This window comes from Plectonema radiosum NIES-515 (genome assembly GCF_025753815.1).
In the GTDB taxonomy this organism is placed as follows: domain Bacteria; phylum Cyanobacteriota; class Cyanobacteriia; order Cyanobacteriales; family Nostocaceae; genus Hassallia; species Hassallia radiosum_A.
Map to the genome: position 1 here is coordinate 1 of NZ_JAOWRF010000259.1, position 15,779 is coordinate 15,779.

18 protein-coding genes and 1 tRNA gene are annotated in these 15,779 nt (G+C 42.1%); 11 read left to right on the plus strand and 8 right to left on the minus strand.

Annotation, left to right across the window (positions count from 1 at the left end; translation table 11 throughout):
- Positions 1 to 639: TenA family protein (locus OGM63_RS18370; protein WP_318528494.1), on the plus strand; the 639-nt coding region annotated here is incomplete at its 5' end.
- A gap of 99 nt (positions 640 to 738) precedes the next feature.
- Here the strand turns inward: OGM63_RS18370 and OGM63_RS18375 are convergent.
- Entirely contained in the window at positions 739 to 1,341 is a 603-nt protein-coding gene (locus tag OGM63_RS18375) for a hypothetical protein (protein WP_263747100.1), read from the minus strand.
- 131 nt (positions 1,342 to 1,472) lie between these two features.
- On the opposite strand from OGM63_RS18375, the gene ilvD reads away from it, so the two are divergent.
- The 4 genes from ilvD (at position 1,473) to OGM63_RS18395 (ending at position 5,956) form a co-directional block, all read left to right on the plus strand.
- On the plus strand, positions 1,473 to 3,158 hold the full coding sequence (gene ilvD, locus OGM63_RS18380; RefSeq protein WP_263747101.1) for a dihydroxy-acid dehydratase: 1,686 nt from the start codon (positions 1,473 to 1,475) through the stop codon (positions 3,156 to 3,158).
- Between the two features lie 1,084 nt (positions 3,159 to 4,242).
- Positions 4,243 to 4,638, plus strand: coding sequence for a CHAT domain-containing protein (locus OGM63_RS18385; protein ID WP_263747102.1), 396 nt, complete (start codon positions 4,243 to 4,245; stop codon positions 4,636 to 4,638).
- The gene (locus OGM63_RS18390; RefSeq protein WP_263747103.1) at positions 4,589 to 5,197 is read left to right on the plus strand and encodes a hypothetical protein; all 609 of its coding nucleotides are present in this window, start codon (positions 4,589 to 4,591) and stop codon (positions 5,195 to 5,197) included. Before OGM63_RS18385 ends, OGM63_RS18390 begins: the two co-directional genes overlap by 50 nt.
- 9 nt (positions 5,198 to 5,206) lie before the next feature.
- Positions 5,207 to 5,956 (plus strand): WD40 repeat domain-containing protein, encoded by a 750-nt coding sequence (locus OGM63_RS18395; RefSeq protein WP_263747104.1) that lies wholly within the window; start codon positions 5,207 to 5,209, stop codon positions 5,954 to 5,956.
- Between the two features lie 11 nt (positions 5,957 to 5,967).
- On the opposite strand, the gene gcvT is transcribed toward OGM63_RS18395, so the two are convergent.
- Entirely contained in the window at positions 5,968 to 7,104 is a 1,137-nt protein-coding gene (gene gcvT / locus OGM63_RS18400; RefSeq protein ID WP_263747105.1) for a glycine cleavage system aminomethyltransferase GcvT, read from the minus strand.
- A 522-nt stretch (positions 7,105 to 7,626) separates the two neighbouring features.
- Here gcvT and OGM63_RS18405 point away from each other — a divergent pair.
- From OGM63_RS18405 to OGM63_RS18415, 3 genes are all read left to right on the plus strand, one after another.
- Positions 7,627 to 8,049 carry a hypothetical protein gene (locus tag OGM63_RS18405; RefSeq protein ID WP_263747106.1) on the plus strand — a complete coding sequence of 141 codons (423 nt, stop codon included), beginning with the start codon at positions 7,627 to 7,629 and terminating at the stop codon, positions 8,047 to 8,049.
- Between the two features lie 531 nt (positions 8,050 to 8,580).
- Positions 8,581 to 9,411, plus strand: a complete 831-nt coding sequence (locus OGM63_RS18410) for a metallophosphoesterase (protein WP_263747107.1) — start codon at positions 8,581 to 8,583, stop codon at positions 9,409 to 9,411.
- Between the two features lie 134 nt (positions 9,412 to 9,545).
- Positions 9,546 to 10,376, plus strand: coding sequence for a metallophosphoesterase (locus OGM63_RS18415; RefSeq protein ID WP_263747108.1), 831 nt, complete (start codon positions 9,546 to 9,548; stop codon positions 10,374 to 10,376).
- A gap of 655 nt (positions 10,377 to 11,031) precedes the next feature.
- Here the strand turns inward: OGM63_RS18415 and OGM63_RS29860 are convergent.
- The 3 genes from OGM63_RS29860 to OGM63_RS18430 form a co-directional block, all read right to left on the minus strand.
- Positions 11,032 to 11,154 carry a WD40 repeat domain-containing protein gene (locus OGM63_RS29860; RefSeq protein WP_375340496.1) on the minus strand — a complete coding sequence of 41 codons (123 nt, stop codon included), beginning with the start codon at positions 11,152 to 11,154 and terminating at the stop codon, positions 11,032 to 11,034.
- Entirely contained in the window at positions 11,099 to 11,347 is a 249-nt protein-coding gene (locus tag OGM63_RS18425) for a WD40 repeat domain-containing protein (protein WP_318528496.1), read from the minus strand. Before OGM63_RS18425 ends, OGM63_RS29860 begins: the two co-directional genes overlap by 56 nt.
- Positions 11,348 to 11,582: 235 nt before the next feature.
- A complete protein-coding gene (locus OGM63_RS18430; RefSeq protein WP_263747111.1) occupies positions 11,583 to 12,191 on the minus strand; it encodes a J domain-containing protein in 609 nt (202 codons plus the stop codon).
- 23 nt (positions 12,192 to 12,214) lie between these two features.
- On the opposite strand from OGM63_RS18430, the gene OGM63_RS18435 reads away from it, so the two are divergent.
- The 3 genes from OGM63_RS18435 to OGM63_RS18445 all read left to right on the plus strand — a co-directional run bounded on the left by OGM63_RS18435 (position 12,215) and on the right by OGM63_RS18445 (position 14,219).
- Positions 12,215 to 13,324, plus strand: a complete 1,110-nt coding sequence (locus OGM63_RS18435) for a tocopherol cyclase family protein (RefSeq protein WP_263747112.1) — start codon at positions 12,215 to 12,217, stop codon at positions 13,322 to 13,324.
- A 39-nt stretch (positions 13,325 to 13,363) separates the two neighbouring features.
- Positions 13,364 to 13,437 (plus strand) — tRNA-Arg (locus OGM63_RS18440).
- Positions 13,438 to 13,649: 212 nt separating this feature from the next.
- Complete coding sequence (locus OGM63_RS18445; protein WP_318528495.1) at positions 13,650 to 14,219, plus strand: YdcF family protein; 570 nt, start codon at positions 13,650 to 13,652, stop codon at positions 14,217 to 14,219.
- Positions 14,220 to 14,312: 93 nt separating this feature from the next.
- On the opposite strand, the gene OGM63_RS18450 is transcribed toward OGM63_RS18445, so the two are convergent.
- The 3 genes from OGM63_RS18450 to OGM63_RS18460 all read right to left on the minus strand — a co-directional run bounded on the left by OGM63_RS18450 (position 14,313) and on the right by OGM63_RS18460 (position 15,720).
- Positions 14,313 to 14,663: a hypothetical protein gene (locus tag OGM63_RS18450; protein WP_263747113.1), complete on the minus strand. Its 351-nt coding sequence runs from the start codon at positions 14,661 to 14,663 to the stop codon at positions 14,313 to 14,315.
- An 83-nt stretch (positions 14,664 to 14,746) separates the two neighbouring features.
- The gene (locus OGM63_RS18455; RefSeq protein WP_263747114.1) at positions 14,747 to 15,034 is read right to left on the minus strand and encodes a DUF2288 domain-containing protein; all 288 of its coding nucleotides are present in this window, start codon (positions 15,032 to 15,034) and stop codon (positions 14,747 to 14,749) included.
- A gap of 47 nt (positions 15,035 to 15,081) precedes the next feature.
- Positions 15,082 to 15,720, minus strand: coding sequence for a lysophospholipid acyltransferase family protein (locus OGM63_RS18460; protein WP_263747117.1), 639 nt, complete (start codon positions 15,718 to 15,720; stop codon positions 15,082 to 15,084).
- Positions 15,721 to 15,779: the final 59 nt, after the last annotated feature.

Sequence of the window (15,779 nt, forward strand, 5' to 3'; positions counted from 1 at the left end):
CCCCACTCCCAACAAATGACTATATCTGCCCAATTGTGGAAAGCCAATCAAGATTTAGCGCAAGCTTGTTTAGAGCATCCTTTTGTTCAAGGCATTGCTGATGGTACGCTAGATCCGCAGAAATTCCCCTACTTTGTAGGGCAAGATGCTTTTTTCTTAGAAGCTTTTGCCCGTGTTAACAGTATTGCAGCTGCGAAAGCACCAGATTGGGCAGGATTTATCATATTTCACAATTTAGCTACTGGAGTTTTGCAAGAACTACAGCTACATCAAAGCTATGCTGAAGCGTGGAAAGTCGATTTACAATCTGTTGAACCACAAGCAGCTACTAGGCATTATACTGACTTTTTATTAGCGATCGCTTGGGGTGGAGATGTCGGTTTAACTGCTGCTGCCATGTCTCCCTGTATACGTTTGTATGCGTTTTTGGGACAAGAATTAGCGCGTAATGGTATTCCCAATCATAAGTATGCAGACTGGATTCGCACTTATAGCAGCGCAGATTTTCAGCAGCTAGCAGAAAAATTAGAAGGTTTGGTAGAAAGTTATGCTACTGCTACTACCTTAGTACATTCAACTTATCGTTATGCCATGTTGTGTGAGCGAGACTTTTTTCAAGCAGCATGGGAAAGTTTGTAATAGACATCTCCAGAAAACAATTATTGTGACGTGAAATTTCACGTCTCTTGGGGTTTGGGCAACGCATAGTTCATTTATGGAGATGTCTAATGCATCAAGCTACCCCTTTTCTACCATCCATACCAGCATCCCTAGAATCTCCTCGACTGGGGGAAATGGATAATCTCTCACATCAATAGTCACAACTTGCCCTGATAATTTTAGAAATCTCCAAGCTGTTCCGCTGGTAATTGATCCATAAATGGTTGCAAGAGGTTGATGATTTGCCTCATTGAACTTCTGAGCTGCTACCATTTCGGCAATGCATTGTCCCAAACCAATATTGAGGTTGTCGCGTTTAGCTTCTACAATAACTACAGCTGGTGCTTCGATGTCAAATTGCTCTGGAGAACGACTAATCAAGAAATCACAAACTCCGCTGAGTCCAATTGCCGGATCGACAGTAAAATCAGTTCCGGAGAAGACACTGATCTGCCGATTGAGTATGCGTTTAACTTCTAACACAGTTGGGGCAACTATCATTTCAGATTTTGCCTTTTCGGTGCCGACAGCGATCGCCCACGATAAATTTTCTGACAACAACCCAGCTAAGACTAAACTGGGTGTAATGGGTTCAACTTCTGGTAAAAAACGACCCCCTTCAACGGTGGTTAATCCAAAGTCTTGCTTTACTCTGCGTAACGTAAAGTCGCTGTATGCCATATTGCAAAATCCGAAGAAGGAAATTTGAGATTTTTAACTTTTAACTCTTGCTTCATTGTGCATCCTATGCATGAGAAAATCATGTAACATAAGCGCTAATCAAAGTGTCGATCGCGGGGAAGAGAACAAAAATGTCAGAAAATTTAAGAAGCCAAGTTATCACTCAAGGGGTACAGCGATCGCCTAATCGAGCGATGCTACGTGCTGTTGGTTTTCAAGATGAAGATTTTATCAAGCCTATTGTCGGTGTAGCTAATGGTTACAGCACCATTACTCCCTGCAATATGGGCATCAATAAACTGGCTCTCAGAGCGGAAGCTAGTATTAAAGATGCTGGAGCGATGCCGCAATTGTTCGGTACAATTACTGTGAGCGATGGTATTTCGATGGGAACTGAGGGGATGAAATATTCCCTGGTGTCACGAGAAGTAATTGCTGATTCCATTGAAACTGCTTGCACAGCCCAAAGTATGGATGGTGTACTTGCCATTGGGGGTTGTGATAAAAATATGCCTGGAGCGATGATTGCGATCGCTCGCATGAATATCCCCGCTATCTTTGTTTATGGGGGTACAATCAAACCCGGACATCACGATGGACGCGATTTAACTGTTGTCAGTTCCTTTGAAGCTGTCGGACAATACAGCGCTGGCAAAATTGACGAGAAGGAACTTTTAGAAGTTGAGCACAAAGCTTGTCCTGGTGCTGGTTCTTGTGGGGGAATGTACACTGCTAATACCATGTCTTCCGCTTTTGAAGCGCTGGGGATGAGTTTACCATATTCCTCGACGATGGCGGCAGAAGATGCAGAAAAGGCAGATAGTACAGAAAAATCCGCGTTCTTCTTAGTCGAAGCAATCCGCAAGCAAATCTTACCCAGCCAAATTATCACCCGCAAATCGATTGAAAATGCCCTTTCGGTGGTTATGGCAGTCGGTGGTTCCACAAATGCAGTATTACATTTTTTGGCGATCGCACACACTGCTGGGGTCGAACTTAATTTAGATGACTTTGAAACCATCCGCGCTCGCGTTCCCGTATTGTGCGATTTAAAACCCAGCGGACGTTATGTAGCCACTGACTTACACAAAGCTGGTGGTATTCCCCAAGTGATGAAAATGCTACTTGTGCATGATTTACTTCACGAGGATGCTCTCACCATCACCGGACAAACAATCGCCGAAGTCTTGGCAGATATACCTGATGAACCATCTCCTAACCAAGACGTAATTCGTCCTTGGAATAACCCGATGTATCCTCAAGGACACTTGGCTATCCTCAGGGGAAATCTGGCAACAGAAGGAGCAGTAGCGAAAATTACAGGCGTCAAACTGCCCAAGATGACGGGAACTGCACGAGTATTTGAATCAGAAGAATCTTGTTTAGATGCGATTTTGGCAAAGAAGATAAATGCAGGTGATGTTCTCGTCATCCGCTACGAAGGACCCAAAGGTGGTCCGGGGATGCGGGAGATGTTAGCACCCACCTCAGCAATTATCGGTGCGGGTTTAGCTGATTCGGTGGGGTTAATTACAGACGGACGATTTTCTGGTGGTACTTACGGGATGGTGGTTGGACATGTGGCACCAGAAGCAGCAGTTGGGGGTGCGATCGCTCTTGTCACTGAAGGTGATACCATCACAATTGATGCTCATGCTCGACTGTTGCAATTAAACGTATCCGATGAAGAATTAGCAGCTCGTCGTGCTAATTGGCAACCCCGTCCACCTCGTTATACCAAAGGTGTGTTAGGGAAATATGCCAAATTAGTATCTTCCAGCAGTCTTGGTGCGTTGACAGACTTAGATTTGTTTTGACCGAAAAAATGGGACTCAAGCCCCGTCATAAGCTTGACGGCTTTATGGTAAAATATATATAGTCGCCATAGGGCATTAGGAGACTATAAACGAACGTCGAGGGATGATAAGACTATTTCGATAGCACAACCCAATAGACATCTCCAGAAAACAATGTAGAGACGTGAAATTTCACGTCTCTTGGGGTTTGGGCAACGCATAGTTCATTTCTGGAGATGTCTAATGAAGCGTTAAGGAATCCTCGGACTTTAGGACGAGGAGGTATGTCAAAATTGGGTGTAGTTCGTTAACAAACCTCTCACCCACTTGGATACTGTTGAGGAGTTATTGAGGGGTGCGACCCCTCAATGCCCTCTGGGTCAGATAACAAAGATTCTGAACTCGAAATGTATAGATATTATCTTGAAAGCTGAGGATAAAAGCTCGGACTTTCTTATGTGAAACGACAACTTTCGTGTTCTGAACTCGAAATAGACATCTCCGAAAAACAATGTAGAGACGTGAAATTTCACGTCTCTACAAGGGTTTTGGACAACGCATAGTTCATTTATGGAGATGTCTAATGTATAGATATTATCTTGAAAGTTGAGGATAAAAGCTCGGACTTTTTGATGTGAAACGACAACTTTCGTGTTCTCAACTGTAGCGATGAAGTTGAGAACTTGAATTTTGCAGTTTTGATGCTGGCGCTTTGTGGTAATATCTACATCTTCCATGAGCGGCATTACCCGCTATAGGTTATAAATCAAATGCTACAGCACCCTATCGCCAATATCGAATACACCTAGAGACCTAGCACAGAATCGTCTCTAGAAGGAGAGGGTTTTATATATGTACTTCATTTCCCGGAAATCTGCTGTAATAGTTTAAGTCTTCTGGTAGTACGCACAGACGTGGGTCAAATAAGCGCTCTTTGCGCTAACTACGATATATTTATGATTTTGGTGTGACAGTTGCGTAAGTTCTATCTTCTTCTGTGCTTGGCTTGAGAAGGCTGGGTGGTAAAGTACTTCCGGAATCTGAATGCTATTAAGTGTTGTTTCTAATGTCTATACTAAAAAAATGATACTTTCCTTCGCGACTTATGAGTCACAATCAGACTGTCAAAAAAATATTGATTTTGGCAGCTAATCCTAAAGATACAGTGCGTTTGCGACTGGATCAAGAGGTGCGTGACATTGAAGAAGGGTTACAGCTTGCGGCGCAGCGTGACAAATTCACTTTACAGCAGAAGTGGGCGGTGCGATCGCAAGATATTCGCCGTGCGGTGTTAGATTTTCGACCAAATATCATTCATTTTTCGGGACATGGTTCGGAAGCTGAGGGATTATCCTTTGAGGATGAAGTCGGTAAGGAAAAGTTTGTCACCCCAGAAGCGCTAGGGGGATTATTTAAGCTTTTTGCTAGTCATGTAGAGTGTGTGTTGCTCAATGCTTGCTATTCTGAAGTACAAGAAGAACGCGATCGCTCAACATATTGATTATGTCATTGGGATGAATCAGGCGATCGGTGATAGAGCTGCACTAGAATTTTCCGTTGGCTTTTACGATGCTTTAGCACGTTACGAAGAACAGACCTCTCCCCTACGAGGGGAGGGGAGCAGGATTTCTCCCCCTTCCCTCGTAGGGAAGGGGGTAGGGGGGTTAGGTTCGTCTTTCGCTGAAAAACAGACCTCTCCCCCAACCCCTCCCCTACGAGGGGAGGGGAGCAAGATTAGTTCTGCTTCCCTCTCTTCTCCCCCTTCCCTCGTAGGGAAGGGGGTAGGGGGGTTAGGTTTCCTTCACACTCGCCTATTAAACGCTTACACTCAAAAATACCCCAATGGCTGGCATAGTTTAGAGAATGACGGCTACATCTTCCAAAATTTAGCACATCATTTAATTCAAGCCGGACGCACAACCGAGTTACAACAGTTATTGCTTGACTTTCGCTGGTTGCAAGCGAAGTTAGAGAACAGCAACATCAATAGACATCTGTTGGAAAACAATGTAGAGACGCGAAATTTCGCTCTACAAGGGTTGTGGATAACGCATATTTAATTTTCGGAGATGTCTAATGAATTAATTGCAGATTATAACTTATTACCCGAAGATGCGAATTTGCAATTGCTGCGATGCACGTTAGTAGTGTCAGGACATGTTCTCGCTGAAGATAAAACACAGCTAGCAGGGCAATTATGGGGACGATTGCAGTCTTTTGCAGCGTCGGAGATTCAAGAATTGTTGCAACAAGCACATCTGAACCAAACTACTTGGTTGCGTCCTCTGACATCTAGCTTAACTCGTCCAGATGGAAACTTAATTATAACCTTAACTGGTCATCTTTCTTCGGTTAATGCGATCGCTTTTTCAGTTGATGGCAAATACCTCATTTCTGGTTCATCTGACTCCACACTCCAAGTCTGGGATTGGCAAACTGGGGTTGAAGTGCGGACTTTAACGGGTCATATTAAGAGTGTTAATGCGATCGCTTTTTCACCAAATGGCAAATACCTCATTTCTGGTTCATCTGACTCCACACTCCAAGTCTGGGATTGGCAAACTGGGGTTGAAGTGCGGACTTTAACGGGTCATACTGACAGAGTTTATGCGATCGCTTTTTCACCAAATGGCAAATACCTCATTTCTGGTTCATCTGACTCCACACTCCAAGTCTGGAATTGGCAAACTGGGGAAGTAATTGCCACTTTCATCGGTGATAGTTCAATACACTGCTGTGCAGTTGCACCCGATCGCCTGACAATTGTCGCTGGGGAAGCATCAGGACGAGTGCATTTTTTACAATTAGAGGGCGCCTGATGAACTACAATCTAAATCAGACGATTTTTTGACCGATAAAAGGGACGCTTCACCACAACTGCGGGGTAAGCTTTGCCGCGAATTTCTACTTCTAGCTGCTGACCAACACTTCCTAACTCAGTGGGAACGTAACCAAGGGAGATGGGATAACCAAGTGTAGGTGATAAAGTTCCACTGGTGACTTCCCCCACAACTTTACCTGCTGATAATATTTGATAGCCGTGACGAGCAATATTGCGTCCTTGCATTTGCAAACCTACCAACCGACGCTGCACACCATCAGCTTTTTGCTGTTCTAAAATTGAACGTCCGATAAAATCACCTTTGCTATCCAGATGAACCAACCAACCCAAACCCGCTTCTAAAGGTGTGGTGTTATCATCGATATCTTGTCCATAAAGTGCCATTGCCGCTTCTAGTCGCAGAGTGTCTCTCGCACCAAGTCCACAAGGGGTGACACCAGCTTTAATCAGATTTTGCCACAACTGGACCCCCACATCTGGATCTAGCATCACCTCAAATCCATCTTCCCCCGTGTAACCTGTACGAGCAATAAATGCCGATTTCCCGAATATAGTTGCTTCCAAATGACCAAATGCTTTGACTGGGGTTAAGTCTGCTGACACAAATTGCTGAAGGATGCTGCTTGCTTTTGGTCCTTGGACGGCAATTAAGACTTTTTCTGCTGAGAAGTCTTGAAACTTCACCTCTTCAGCGTCCAGGTTTTGCAATAACCATGCTTTGTCTTTGCCTGTGGTTGCGGCATTGACTATGATTACAGCTTTTTGTGTGTTTGTTGTGCTGTCTTCACCTTGATAATATACAATGATGTCGTCAATAATTCCCGCTTTTTCATTTAACAACACAGTATATTGCGCTTGACCTGGTTGCAACCGACTCAAATCTGAGGGAACCAAACCCTGAAGCTGGGAAATTACGCTTTTACCTTGTAATGTAAACTTACCCATGTGGGAAATATCGAACATTCCCGCTGCATTTCTCACCGCTTCATGTTCCCGGCTAATACCAGTAAATTGTACAGGCATTTCCCAACCACCAAAGCTGGTTAATCTTGCTTTCAGTTCGACAGCAAGTTGATATAAAGGAGTTTGTGCCAGGGTAGTGATAACTTCTTCTTGATTAGCCACAGGTATTTATTGCGATCGCACATCTATTTTAATATACCCTGACGACTGGAAGTCGCGGCTATACAAGCGAAGCCCACCTTCGTGGGCTAAAGAAGCGATCGCACGTCTATTTTAATATACCCTCCACAAATTAAATATGCGTTATCCACAACCCTTGTAGAGACGCGATACCCTTGCGTCTACCATCCGAACGAAGAACACCGACCTGGATTAAATGAAGCGATCGCACGTCTATTTTAATATACCCTCACCCTGGAAGGGTGGGGCTATACCAACAAGGAACACCTGCGTGGGCTAAAGAAGCGATCGCACGTTTATTTTAATATACTCTCACCCTGGAAGGGTGGGGCTATACGAACAAGGAACACCTGCGTGGGCTAAAGAAGCGATCGCACGTTTATTTTAATATTAGTTTAGTCCGCGTAGGCGGACTTTGTTTGTGTAGCCGCGACTTCCAGTCGTCAGGACTAGGGTTGTACGGGCTAAATGAGGCGATCGCACTAGTTACTTATGGTGTAAACGATGACTGAAGCAACCTTGAATACTCAAAACCCGGAAATCAAAAGAAACTATATTATTGAGATGTTAGAACAGTTAACCGTCGATTATCAAAATACCAAGCAAGAAAGAAAAGAAGTTGCAGTGTTATATCCTAATTTTGAGGAAGAATTCACTGTTTTAGAAGAAATCGAACTTTTAACAGTCGATATCCGAGGTTATGCCAGTCAAATTAAAACACGGGGTTGGATTGAAAATGAACAACACGCAATTAATCAATTAAAAAATATGCGATTTTTTGATATTCCCGCGATCGCTCAATTTTACTTAACAACTGGAAGAGAATACAGACGAATCAAAGCTTATATGCAAATGCTAGATTACTTACGCTTGCTGATTCTTGAATATTTGCAGCCAAATCAACACTCACAACCAGAATTAGTTTAACTTAAAACGTAGAGGGTTAGACCCGGAAAATGAACTTTCCTGTTTTGAACGACAAATGTATAAATAATATGTTGAAAGTTTTGGCTAAAAGCTCGGACTTTTCTATTTGAAACGACAACGTTTCTGTTTTGAACGACAAATGTATAAATAATATGTTGAAAGTTTTGGCTAAAAGCTCCAACTCTTCTATTTGAAACGACAACGTTTCTGTTTTGAACGAGTAATTTTGTTTTCTGAACTGTAGCGATGAATTTGAGAACTTGAATTTTTAGGTTGCTGTAGGCAGTCGTAACCCAACCATTTCCTTAGTTACAGTCATTTTTAAAACTATAGACCAAAATAATGTCAAAACTCCTGTAAGTAAGCTCATGATATGAATTCAAAAGCAAAGCTGCATTGAAGCTAGCCCAGTATAAATACGCAATAAACTGTATAATTGATGAATTTTTGACAAAGTTGTTGCAGTTGTAACAGGCGATCGCTATATTTTTCGTTAAGCTGTAAGCGCCAAACTATGATATGAAGTAAATTATGCACTGGTTGTTATCTGGACCGTTGAGCGTAGAGAAATTGACGGTTAAGATTGCTGGTTTACCCGCATCATTACAAAACTTAAAGCTGGTGCAGATGTCAGATTTTCACTATGATGGTTTGCGGCTGAGTGAAACAATGTTAGATAAAGCGATCGCTCTAAGCAACGAAGCCGAACCCGATTTAATTGTATTAACCGGCGACTACATTACCACCAGACCAGAACCAATTCACCAACTGGTGTTAAGACTCAAACATCTCCAAAGTCGCTTGGGAATATATGCTATACTAGGAAATCATGATATATATTATCGCAATTCCAAAGCCGAAGTTACAGCCGCCCTCACGAGTATCGGGATTCAGGTTTTGTGGAATGAAATCGCCTATCCACTAGGAAAAGAACTACCGATAGTCGGATTAAGCGATCGCTACTCACGAGAATTTAACCCCGCACTAGTTATGAATCAACTAGATGCAGCCACACCTTGCATTGTATTATCCCACAATCCAGACACAGCCGAAATATTGCAACAATGGCGAGTAGATTTGCAACTATCTGGTCATACTCACGGCGGTCAAATCATCATTCCGAAAATGGGACCCGCACTACTTTATTATCGCAAAATTCTGCGAAAAATACCGATGAAAATACGGCGGCGAGTTCCATTTTTGCGAAAAGAATACTCAGTAGTTCGCCATTGGGAATGGGCGCAAGGATTGCATCAAATCGGTAAAAATCAATTATACGTCAATCGCGGCTTAGGAACTTATTTCCCAGGACGTTTATTTTGCCCCCCAGAAGTTACAGTAATCACCTTAGAACAGCCGTAGTCAGCGCTTCAGCGCTTCAATTAACCTTCAACGCTTCACCCGAAAATAATACCTTTCAACAACTAACAAATAGCAAATAACAATTTAAATTTTGGTAAGCTATAAGCGCTAATACGAGGAGAGTATCTGGCGCCATGCATTGGTTGTTAACAGGACCTTTAAGAGTAGATAACCTGACCATAAAGATAGCGGAACTTCCAACATCTTTAGAAGGCACAAAACTAGTGCAATTGTCAGATTTTCACTACGATGGTTTGCGGTTAAGTGAAGAAATGTTAGGTCGTGCGATCGCGAAGTGCAACGAAGCCGAACCCGATTTAATTGTATTAACCGGCGACTTCGTAACCGACGATCCTACCCCAATTCATCAACTGGTATATCGACTCAAACATCTACAAAGTCGCTGCGGCATTTACGCTGTACTTGGCAACCACGATATACATTACAACAAATCCAAAACAGAAATTACCACCGCATTAAATAGCATCGGGATTCATGTTCTTTGGAATGAAATTGCCTATCCCTTAGGAAAAGAATTACCACTAGTAGGACTAGCAGATTATTGGTCAAGAGAATTTAATCCCGCACCAGTGATGAATCAAATAGATTCTGCAACACCCCGCATCGTTTTATCGCATAATCCAGATACAGCCAAGATATTACAACAATGGCGAGTAGACTTGCAACTATCAGGTCATACCCACGGTGGTCACATCGTCATTCCTGGTGTTGGTCCAGTAATACTTTATTATAAAAAGTTTCTCAAAATACTTCCCAAAAAATTGCGGCGTTGGGTGCCATTTTTGCGCGGAGACTGTTCTAAAGTCGTGCGATATTGGGAATGGGCGCAAGGTTTTCATCATGTAGGAGCAAATCAATTATACGTCAATCGCGGCTTAGGAACTTATTTCCCCGGACGCTTATTTTGTCCACCAGAAGTTACTATAATTACCTTAATTAGTTAGTTGTTGGTTGTTGGTTGTTAGTTGTTGGTTGTTATCCACTAACCACTAACCACTATCCACTATCAACTATCCACTAATTCTAATAGACTAAACCGCCCAAAGCTACGATGGATACATATCAGCAGCTTGGGCGATTTATAAGCGATTTAATAGATTGAAAAGAGTAAAAAATCAGAGGTAACTAACTCAACTAATGTGGACAATACTCGCAACACACGATACTCAACAATTGTGCATCCTTCATTCCAACTAGGCAACCATTTTTGGCTGTGTGTTCAAAAACCTCCAAAACGACTTTACATGAACTCAAGGCTAAAACACGTTCTTAGGATACGACAATGGAGCAGTTATTGCGAGGACATTAGAGCAGGAGGCACAGGCTCTAATCTGAAGGGTTTTGGTTGAAGGTTTAACTTCTCTGTACCTGTTTATAAGTTAGCATTACTCCTCTCAAGGGCAGCCGTTATATTACCAAAGTTGATTAGCATTAACTTATCGCAATAATTGCGAAATCTTTCTTAAAATTTGGGGTGTTTTGGTAGAGACGTTCCGGTGGAACGTCTTTACGAGAAATTAGGAATTTGACGACTTAATTGACCAAGGCTGAATTTGGGAAGTTGATTTATCTTGCTTACTGCGATAGACTATTTGCCGTCTAAAAGGTATCGCATCGCCAAATCTTGATTGTCGTATCTCGACTACCACTAGCAAGGGTTTTACCATCAGGACTGAAAGCCGCATATTTCTTTTGCAGTAAGCACATCCCACAATTTAACAGTTTTGTCATCACTAGCACTGGCTAATTTCTTGCTATCGGGGCTAAAAGCCACTGAATTAACGCTCCCAGACCAAGAGTATTCTCCGTGTCTTTTGAGAGTTTCGGGTTCCTTTTTTGCTAAGTGCCAAATTTTTACGGTTTTATCTCCACTGCCACTAGCTAATATAGCGGTTCTCATTTGAATCACATACATGTTCAAAAAATAAATGTAGAGACGTAGCACAGAATAGTCTCTACACCGCGTATTGCACACAACCGAGAAGCGCTATATTTGCCCATCAGCGCTGAAGGCAACGGATGTAACCTGATTTGAATGCCCTTTGAGAGTACGTACAAATATAAAATCTTGCATAAATATGAACAACAAAGTTACATACTAATAGTATGTAAGAAAATTATATCCGCCACTCCTCAAAGAAGTCGGGAATCTAAGTCTTTTGCCTAAATCGCAGTAACTTTTTTATCTTCTGACAAAATCTGTGTTTAAGTAATGCAGATTTTGATACAGATTTGGGTGATGGTGTCGGTTTTACACCTGGGTATTTTAATTCCCATTCCAACTGTGCGGCTTTATTTAAATCGGCAGTGGCTCTATACTCATATCCAAGCTCCGAGCAGACTAGCCCTCGATATTTGTATGCTTTAATATATTTGGGATTTAGGCGAATAGCGTGGGTAAGATTGGCGATCGCTTCAGTATACATTTTTTTGCTGAAATTCTCCCTTCCCAATTCATAGAATGCCTCTGCATCAAAGCGGTGAATGTGAATTTCTGTGTAATTGGCTGGTGAAGATTCATTTGCCGTAATCGGTTGAGAATATTTTAATTGGTTGTAAGCTTCGTTAATTTCTTTGATTCTTTCTTCAGCTTTCTGCTTTTCCTGTTGATCAAAAAAGCGATCTGGATGCCAAATTTTAACAAGCTTGCGGTAAGCTTGCTTCACCTCTATCTGAGATGCAGCAGGTTTTAAACCAAGAATTTCATAAGCATGATAAATATCCAGACGTAGATGCGGTAGCGGGTTGTCGTCAGACATCGGGCATACTGGGAAATAAACACATGTGTAAATCTATGTTATCTATTTCCACAAATCCTTTTAAGTCAACCCAAACTCCCCACAGCGGCTATCATTGGGATCACAGTAGCAGACGCTTCTTTGAAGGTTGGTATTACCGTGTAACCTTACCGGAAATTGAGCAAACCTTCGCTTTTATGTACTCGATCGAAGACCCCATCGGTGGAAAACCCCACAGCGGTGGTGCTGCACAAATCCTCGGTCCCAATGATGAATATTTGTTGCGGACTTTTCCGGATGTTAATAAATTTTGGGCAAAAAACGATGTCTTGGCTTTAGGTCATTGGGGTAAAACTGATTTACAAAGTCAATCCCTTTATCTGTTACCAGCAGAGTTCGATCGCTATATTCAAGAAGGTTATCAAGCTACAGCCACATTAAATCAAGGAATAATTCGCGATCCTGCGACTGGTAATTATTGCCGTTGGCAGTATGAAATTAAACCAGTATACGGCTGGGGAAATAAAGGACAATTACAACAATCTACCGCCGGTATAGTGTCCTTTTTACCAATATTTGAACCGGGATGGCAAATTTTGATGGCTCACGGTAACGCTTGCGGTTGGATTGACTGGAATGGTAAAATCTATGAATTCACCGATGCCCCAGCTTACGGTGAGAAAAATTGGGGTGGTGCTTTTCCGCAAAAATGGTTTTGGTTGAATTGTAATAGCTTTGATTCTGAACCCGACTTAGCATTAACGGCAGGTGGTGGAAGACGTGGTGTGCTGTGGTGGATGGAATCTGTCGCTATGATTGGCTTGCATTATCAAGATAAATTTTATGAATTTGTTCCTTGGAATTCACAAGTTTCTTGGAACATTCAGCCTTGGGGTAGATGGCAAATGCAAGCGCGAAACTTAAATTATGAAGTTGAATTAACAGGAACTACGCATCTACCAGGTACACCGTTGCGTGCGCCTACTGCCAACGGTTTAATGTTCTGTTGTCAAGATACTATGCAAGGAAAACTCGATTTAGAGTTACGCGAAGTAAGTGGAACAAAATCCAAAACAATCCTGAAAGCACATAGTTTTCTGTGTGGATTAGAAGTAGGCGGCGGTTCTTGGAACAATTCTTGGCAGTCTAGCTAAAACTAGTGCTATGATAGTAAATGCTTCGTAGTTTAAGTTGGGGCTGTAGCTCAGTTGGATAGAGCGAGCGCCTCCTAAGCGCTAGGCCGCCGGTTCGAACCTGGCCAGTCCCGTCGTCTGGAAACAATTAAATGAATAAAGTAGTCGCACTTTCTTTATAGATGGTTCGATACAGGGTAGGATATTGCAAAAGTCGCGATAAGAGTGCGTTTTTGCGATAAATTATCTAAGTTCATATTTGGGTAGTTTTTTGAAAATGCGACCCTAAATAATTGTTTTTTTCTTAATTAGAGAAAATTCTCTGAACAGACGAAGTAATAGAACCTTGAATAAGTTACTTTTTACAGGTAAATCATTTCGATTTATGGTTATTGCCCTACCGCTGTTGATGTGGTTGGGATATAAGGAAGTTAAAAGCCAAGTTGTACAACCCCAAGCCGTGTTAGTTTTGGGTGGTTCGACTGCGAGATTAGAACGAGAGAAGTTTACAGCAGATTTTGCCCGGAAGAATCCAAATTTACCAATTTGGATTACTGGTGGTAGCCCAAAAAAGACTACTGAAAAAGTGTTTGCCAAAGCCGGAGTTGATCCCCGACGTTTACACTTGGACTATGAAGCGGTAGATACAGTGACAAATTTTACCACGTTGGTGGATGATTTGGAAAAACGCGGCATTAAGAGTGTGTATTTGATTACATCAGATTATCATATGCGCCGGGCTTGTGTAATTGGCGAGATTGTTTTGGGTAGTCGGGGTATTATATTTAAACCAGTGTCAGTTCCTTCTGAGCGATCGCCTGAACCAATTCAAAAATCAGTCCGTGATGGTGCTAGAGCTTTAGTTTGGATGACAACTGGTTACACAGGGGCAGATGAAGCAAAAAATAAGCGATAAAAAATAAAAAGTTAAAAGTTAAAAGATAATCCTTGAAAAAATATTTATTGTATTTTTCCGAAATAAATTATGCTGTAGGACTATTTCTTTCTTTTAACTTTTGACTTTTGACTTGTTTTGTAATTCCAATTCTTTGCGTAGCTTTTCGTTTTCAGTTGCTAACTGATTAACTATCGCTTGGTCAATTAGGTTAGTGTCACTGGTAGTGTAGATATTGACGCCTTGCTTTTGGGGTGGTTTTTGATTGTATCGGTTAAAATACAATTGCTGTACCCTGCGTCCTACTTCTAATACTTCAGGTTTGGTACAGTTTATTTGTAACTGCTGACAGCGTTCACTGATGGTAATCCGAGGAGAAATGGGAGTGTCAAGTTTGGAACGTTGAGCGGTAACTGGTGTGCTGGCAATTAGTAAAGTCGCTAAAATAGCAATGATGGTTTTCATAAATCAATCTAAGAAATTTCCTCGTAATAAATAGTTGATAACTTTTTCAGTCGTCGTGTAGTACTAAAAGCTAAGTCGCTTATTTATTTTTCTTGAATGAGAACGTATGGCTGTACAATCAAAGTTACAAATCGCTTAGTAAAGTCGCCATTCCATTCCCCAATTTGTGTAACTGAGGGTTTAGCAAGCAATTGTTCATCAATCCATTGCTGTACTTGGGGGGTATTATTGCTAGCGATCGCTATTCCCACATTGAGCAAGTCTAGCTCAATTGGTACTAATATCACCGCATCACGCTGGACGTGAGGAATTAGCCACTCCCACTCAGCCTCATCTAGATTTTGGGTTAATTCAGTTCTTAAGTCTGACATAAGTGCGATCGCAACCTCCTTTAAGCATATTTCTCTAATATCTCAACTTATCGCCCTAAGAAATGCAAATCATTAATTGCTGTTGTACACTGTTGCGTTATCGCCTCTAATTCCTCTTTATTAGTAGAATTAGGTGCATCAATCAACTTGCCAATTCTGACAGAGACAGGAACTGCATGAGGTATTGCCGAACCTTTGACCTCAATCTTCTCACTACCCCACAAACATACGGGTAATAGTGGTACCTTTGCCTTCGCAGCTAGCAGTGCAGCACCTCGTTTGGGGTCTGTAATACGTCCATCTGGGGTGCGGGTACCTTCTAAAAATACACCCACAGCCCAGCCATTTTCAAGATACTCTAAAGCTGAACGAATAGCAGCGCGATCGGCACTTCCCCGACTCACCGGATAAGCACCAAATAATTTAATCGCAGTCCGTAAAATCGGGATTTTAAATAATTCTTCCTTAGCCATATACGCTACAGGACGACCGACACAATTAGAAACAATCGGGGGGTCATAGTTACTCGCATGATTGCTGACTATCACCAAAGGTCCAGTTTTGGGTACGTTTTGGGCATCATAAACCTTACCCTGAAAGTAAGTGTAAAGCATAGGGTTGACGATAGACCACTTAAAGGTGTGGTAAAGTGCCAGATTGATAAACGGTTCGCGACTTTTGCCCATACGGGAGAGTTCTTGAGATGGGGAGATGGGGAGAGTTCTTGACAGGGGGACAGGGGGAC

Excerpts from the sequence above, each read along its gene's own strand:
- OGM63_RS18375 (WP_263747100.1), bottom strand. The coding sequence starts at position 1,341 with ATGGCATACAGCGACTTTACGTTACGCAGAGTAAAGCAAGACTTTGGA.
- ilvD (WP_263747101.1), top strand. The coding sequence starts at position 1,473 with ATGTCAGAAAATTTAAGAAGCCAAGTTATCACTCAAGGGGTACAGCGA.
- OGM63_RS18385 (WP_263747102.1), top strand. The coding sequence starts at position 4,243 with ATGAGTCACAATCAGACTGTCAAAAAAATATTGATTTTGGCAGCTAAT.
- OGM63_RS18390 (WP_263747103.1), top strand. The coding sequence starts at position 4,589 with ATGCTTGCTATTCTGAAGTACAAGAAGAACGCGATCGCTCAACATATT.
- OGM63_RS18395 (WP_263747104.1), top strand. The coding sequence starts at position 5,207 with ATGTCTAATGAATTAATTGCAGATTATAACTTATTACCCGAAGATGCG.
- OGM63_RS18405 (WP_263747106.1), top strand. The coding sequence starts at position 7,627 with ATGACTGAAGCAACCTTGAATACTCAAAACCCGGAAATCAAAAGAAAC.
- OGM63_RS18410 (WP_263747107.1), top strand. The coding sequence starts at position 8,581 with ATGCACTGGTTGTTATCTGGACCGTTGAGCGTAGAGAAATTGACGGTT.
- OGM63_RS18415 (WP_263747108.1), top strand. The coding sequence starts at position 9,546 with ATGCATTGGTTGTTAACAGGACCTTTAAGAGTAGATAACCTGACCATA.
- OGM63_RS18425 (WP_318528496.1), bottom strand. The coding sequence starts at position 11,347 with ATGTATGTGATTCAAATGAGAACCGCTATATTAGCTAGTGGCAGTGGA.
- OGM63_RS18430 (WP_263747111.1), bottom strand. The coding sequence starts at position 12,191 with ATGTCTGACGACAACCCGCTACCGCATCTACGTCTGGATATTTATCAT.
- OGM63_RS18435 (WP_263747112.1), top strand. The coding sequence starts at position 12,215 with ATGTGTAAATCTATGTTATCTATTTCCACAAATCCTTTTAAGTCAACC.
- OGM63_RS18450 (WP_263747113.1), bottom strand. The coding sequence starts at position 14,663 with ATGAAAACCATCATTGCTATTTTAGCGACTTTACTAATTGCCAGCACA.
- OGM63_RS18455 (WP_263747114.1), bottom strand. The coding sequence starts at position 15,034 with ATGTCAGACTTAAGAACTGAATTAACCCAAAATCTAGATGAGGCTGAG.
- OGM63_RS18460 (WP_263747117.1), bottom strand. The coding sequence starts at position 15,720 with ATGGGCAAAAGTCGCGAACCGTTTATCAATCTGGCACTTTACCACACC.